2 protein-coding genes and 1 pseudogene are annotated in these 2,164 nt (G+C 53.1%); all 3 read left to right on the top strand.

Going from position 1 to position 2,164, the window contains the following annotated elements; translation table 11 throughout:
- A pseudogene (locus BN93_RS15735) lies at positions 1-850 on the top strand (DNA topoisomerase); the annotation flags it as partial.
- 139 nt (positions 851-989) lie between these two features.
- Positions 990-1,421: a DUF1896 family protein gene (locus BN93_RS15730; protein ID WP_019189241.1), complete on the top strand. Its 432-nt coding sequence runs from the start codon at positions 990-992 to the stop codon at positions 1,419-1,421.
- Positions 1,408-2,164, top strand: a 757-nt coding sequence (locus tag BN93_RS15725) for an N-6 DNA methylase (RefSeq protein WP_019189240.1), incomplete at its 3' end; no start/stop codon positions are given. The genes BN93_RS15730 and BN93_RS15725, both read left to right, overlap by 14 nt.

The following is a 2,164-nucleotide window of genomic DNA, read 5'->3' as shown; positions in this document are numbered from 1 at the left end:
AAGAGGGTTGGCGTGCTATCCTCAAAAACAGCAGAAGAAAGACAAGGAGCAGGCGGAAGCCGAAGAACGGGAAAGTCGGGAGAATGGAGAAGGCATCATCATCCCTCAATGGGAGGAAGGTAAGCAACTTCCGCTCTGCGCTTGTTCCTTGGCACAGGGAACGACCAAGCCCAAGCCCCTGCACACGGAAAGTTCGCTGTTGGCAGCGATGGAGACGGCGGGCAAAGAGTTGGAGGACGAAGAATTGCGTGCGCAGCTCAAGGATTGCGGTATCGGCACGCCCGCTACCCGTGCCGCCATCATCGAAACCCTCTTTGCCCGTGAATACATGGTGCGCCAAAAGAAGTCGCTCGTCCCCACGGAGAAAGGACTTGCCGTCTATTCCATCGTCCGAGAGATGAAAATAGGCAATGCGGAGATGACCGGACAATGGGAAGCGGACTTGGCGAAAATCGAACGGGGAGAATTGAAAGAGTGGGACTTCCGCAAGGGCATCGAAAGCTATGCCACACAGATTACGGACGAACTGCTCTCCTCCAAAATCCTCTTTCCCAAGAAACAGAGCGACATCCATTGCCCCAAATGCGGTAAAGGCTCACTGGTCTTCTATCCCCGATGTGCCAAATGTTCCGATCCCGATTGCGGACTGACGCTTTTCCGCAGCGTGGCAGGCAAGAGCCTCACGGACGAGCAGCTGACGCAGTTGGCGGTAAACGGAGAGACTGGCATCATCAAGGGCTTTACCTCCAAAACGGGCAAGAGCTTCGAGGCTTCTCTCTCCTTGGACGGAGAGTTCAAGACGGTCTTTGTCTTCCCCGAGCGTAAAAAACTGGGCAAATCCCGAAGGTAACTCCCCGTAATTTGCTAATTTTGCCACTGAATGATGCGGTCATAAACAATCCTGTTGTTTTTACTGCGGATTTTAGTGGTGGCACTCGGCGGGGACGTCGAGTGCCTTTGCATTATATACCTCACTAAAATCATTCAAAATGACAGCCATTCGATTTTCATATTACGAGCTATCCTTGCTCTCTTTTCTTCGGGAAAGCCATCCCGAAAAAGCCGATGACATTCCCTTCGTCAAAGAGCGTGCGGCAGCCGCTTCCGAAGTCTATGCCGAAGCCTTCGATACCGGTCTTCCCATAGCCGAATGTATCGGCATTGCCAATAAGACGCTCTATGCGGGTCTGCACTTTTCCCACCACGATACCATCTCCTCTGTTCTTTGGAACGAGTTCTCTGCCGAAGTGCCGCTTGAAGCTGTCAGGGAGACCGCTATCCGCCTGCGCCCAATCTTGGAAGCAATCTTCACCAAGTATCCTATTTCGGACGAGTTCGCCTATATGCCCGAATACAACTCCCTCTACACGGAGATTACGGGTTTTGTTCAACTAAAACTCGAAGAAGATGGCAAGTTATAACAAGAAGGAGCATCTAAGGGCAAACATAGAAGCCATCAAGACGGTCTTTGCCCTGCATCGGGAACAACGCACGGCAACGGAGGAGGAAATGGAGGGGTTGCGGGCTTATACGGGCTTCGGGGCTTTGAAGTGTATCCTCTCTCCCGCCAACACGATGGAGGACATTGCCCGATGGAACAAGTCGGAGCTGGAGCTATTCCCCTTGGTGATGGAGCTGCATCGCATCATTCGGGACAACACCGCTTCCGAATCGCAATACAAGAGTTATATGCAGAGCCTGAAGAACTCCGTGATGACCGCTTTCTATACTCCTGCGCCCGTAGTGCGGGAGATTGCCGCTTCCTTACGGGAGGCAGGCATCGTCCCCAAGCGTATCCTCGACCCCTCGGCGGGACTGGGCGAGTTCATCCGCTCTTTTGACGGCATTGCAGCCGAAGGGCATACGACCTTCGGTTTCGAGAAAGACATCCTTACGGGACAAATGCTCTCCGCTCTGCATCCCGAAGACAAGATACGCATCCGAGGCTTCGAGGAAATCGAATCCAAGCTCGGAGGTTATTTCGATGTGGTCAGCAGCAACATTCCTTTCGGAGATGTGGCCGTCTTCGACCCTGTTTTCAGCAAGACGGACGAACCTGCCCGAAAGGTCGCCCGCATGTCCCTGCACAATTACTTCTTCGTCAAGGGGGTGGATATGCTCCGTGAAGGCGGTGTGTTGGCATTCATCACCTCGCAAGGTGTTA

It is taken from the genome of Prevotella conceptionensis 9403948 (assembly GCF_000312305.1).
In the GTDB taxonomy this organism is placed as follows: Bacteria; Bacteroidota; Bacteroidia; order Bacteroidales; family Bacteroidaceae; genus Prevotella; species Prevotella conceptionensis.
This window is presented reverse-complemented; position numbering and strand designations above follow the sequence as displayed.

Coding starts and splice junctions, on each gene's coding strand:
- BN93_RS15730 (WP_019189241.1), top strand. CDS start 990: ATGACAGCCATTCGATTTTCATATTACGAGCTATCCTTGCTCTCTTTT.